Source organism: Mycobacterium sp. (assembly GCF_036490025.1).
Taxonomy (GTDB): Bacteria; Actinomycetota; Actinomycetes; order Mycobacteriales; family Mycobacteriaceae; genus Mycobacterium.
In genome coordinates, this window is record NZ_DASXEP010000144.1 from 1 (window position 1) to 2,534 (window position 2,534).

Genomic DNA, 2,534 nt, shown 5'->3' on the forward strand with positions numbered 1-2,534 from the left:
ACGTGCACGTGGATCCGCCGGTTCAGCGTGGCGGGGTCGACGCCCAACTCCTCGGCATGCGAACGCACGTAGGAGAGCGCGATCTGCGCGGACTCCTTCATCACGTCACCCAGCTGACCGGTCAACTGCAAGCCCGGCTCACCGTCATTGGCACCTGCCTCGATGTAGAGCACGTCGCCGCCCAGCCCGGTCACCGCCAGGCCGGTCGCCACGCCGGGCACCGCCGTGCGTTCGGCCGATTCCGGGGTAAAGCGCGGGCGGCCCAGGTAATCCACCAGATCCGGCTCGTCGATCGTCACCGGATCCTCGGCGATCTTCGTGGTCACCTTGCGCAGCGCCTTGGCCAGTAGCCGTTCGAACTGCCGCATGCCCGGCTCGCGGGTGTAGTCGGCAGCGACTTTGCGCAACGCCGCCTCGGTGACGGTCACTTCGTCGTCCGTCAACCCGGCCCGGTCGCGCTGGCGCGGCAACAAGAAGTCACGCGCGATGGCGACCTTGTCGTCCTCGGCGTAGCCGTCGATCTGCACCAGCTCCATCCGGTCCAGCAGCGCCGACGGGATGTTCTCGATGACGTTGGCGGTCGCCAAGAACACCACATCGGACAGGTCCAGATCCAGGTCGAGGTAGTGATCCCGGAAGGTGTGGTTCTGCGCGGGGTCGAGGACCTCTAGCAGCGCAGCACTCGGGTCGCCGCGGAAGTCCGAGCCGACCTTGTCGATTTCGTCAAGCAGCACGACGGGATTCATCGAGCCGGCTTCGCCGATGGCACGGACGATCCGGCCCGGCAGGGCGCCGACGTAGGTGCGACGGTGACCGCGGATCTCGGCCTCGTCGCGCACACCACCGAGCGCGACGCGGACGAACTTGCGGCCCAGCGCGCGGGCGACGCTCTCACCCAGCGACGTCTTACCGACCCCGGGCGGACCGGCCAGCAGCATCACGGCACCGGAGCCACGGCCGCCGACAACCTGAAGACCGCGCTGCGCCCGCCGGGCCCGCACCGCCAGGTACTCCACAATGCGGTCCTTGACGTCATCCAGACCGTGGTGATCGGCGTCGAGGATCTCACGTGCCGACTCGAGGTCGGTCGAGTCCTCGGTGCGGGTGTTCCACGGCAGGTCAAGTACGGTGTCCAGCCACGTGCGGATCCAGCCGCCCTCGGGGCTCTGATCGCTGGAGCGTTCCAGCTTGCCGACCTCACGCAGCGCCGCCTCGCGGACCTTGTCCGGCAGCTCGGCCGCCTCGACGCGGGCGCGGTAATCATCAGAACCTTCGGGCTCGCCCTCGCCGAGCTCCTTGCGGATCGCGTTGAGCTGCTGACGCAGCAGGAATTCCTTCTGCTGCTTTTCCATGCCCTCGCGAACGTCTTCGGCAATCTTGTCGCTGACCTCGACTTCGGCGAGATGGTCGCCCGTCCAGTCGATCAGCGCTTGCAGCCGCGCGCCGACATCTTCGGTCTCCAGCAGCTGGCGCTTCTGCACGTCGGTCAGATACGACGCGTAACCGGCCATGTCCGCCAGAGCCGACGGATCGGTCAGCTTGTTGACCACGTCGACGAGCTCCCAGGCCTCCCGGCGCTGCAACATCGCCAGCAGCAATTTCTTGTAATCGCCCGCGAGCTTGCGGGTCTCGTCACTGGGCTCGGATTCGGTGACCTCGGTCACCTCGACCCACAGCGCAGCACCCGGCCCGCTGGCCCCGGCGCCGATGTGGGCCCGCCGCTCACCGCGCACGACCGCGGCGGTGGCACCGCCGGGCATCCGGCCGACCTGCACAATCGTTGCGATCACGCCGTAGGACGGGTAGCGGTCGTCGAGTCGGGGCGCGATCAGCAGTGTGCCCGATTCGGTGCCGCGCGCCGCGTCGACGGCGGCGCGTGCGGCGTCGTCCAATGCGATGGGCACCACCATTCCGGGCAGCACGATCGGGTCGCTGACGAACAACACCGGCACTGTTTTGCCTTCAGCCATCAATCCTCCAAAGTTAAGCCTGATGCGCTCAACCTGGATAGCCGGGCAATTGTTCCCGACGGGTGACGTCGCATCTGGCCAGCCCTGCCGCGGTGAGGTGGCGCAGCTCGTCGATGGCTGCTGCCAAGAATGAGTCGATGACCTCGCGGCCACGCTCACGTAATGGGTCGTTGCAGATCAGGCATGTTTGCCGCCCGTCGGGTGCATCGACGCGTCCTGCGCCGCGTCGGTCGGGTTCGTTTGATGGCAACGGATGTCGGGGAAGGGTTGGGCCGCCTCGAGTGTGTAGGCCACCTCGAGCAGCATGCGTTCGTCGCCGTGCGCGGCGGCGATTTGCACACCGATGGGTAGACCATCGGTCGAGAGTCCGGCGGGAATCGAGATCGCCGGTGTCCCAGTGATGTTCTGCACGGGTGTGAAGGGGACGTAGTCGAGTAGGCGTTCAAGTAGGCGATCGAACGGTACGTGCGGGCTGAGGTGACCGATGGGTGGCGTGGTATGCGCTGTGACGGGCGAAATCACCGCATCGAAGTCGGCGATGAAGCGCGCGTAGGCCCGGGCTGC

Annotated in this window: 2 protein-coding genes; both read right to left on the reverse strand. The window is 67.0% G+C overall.

What is annotated here, in order from left to right:
* The coding region (gene lon, locus VGG53_RS16385) for an endopeptidase La (protein WP_331519118.1) at window positions 1-1,970 on the reverse strand (1,970 nt) is incomplete at its 3' end.
* Window positions 1,971-2,147: 177 nt separating this feature from the next.
* Window positions 2,148-2,534 (reverse strand): amidase family protein (locus VGG53_RS16390; protein ID WP_331519119.1); only part of this gene is annotated, 387 nt, incomplete at its 5' end.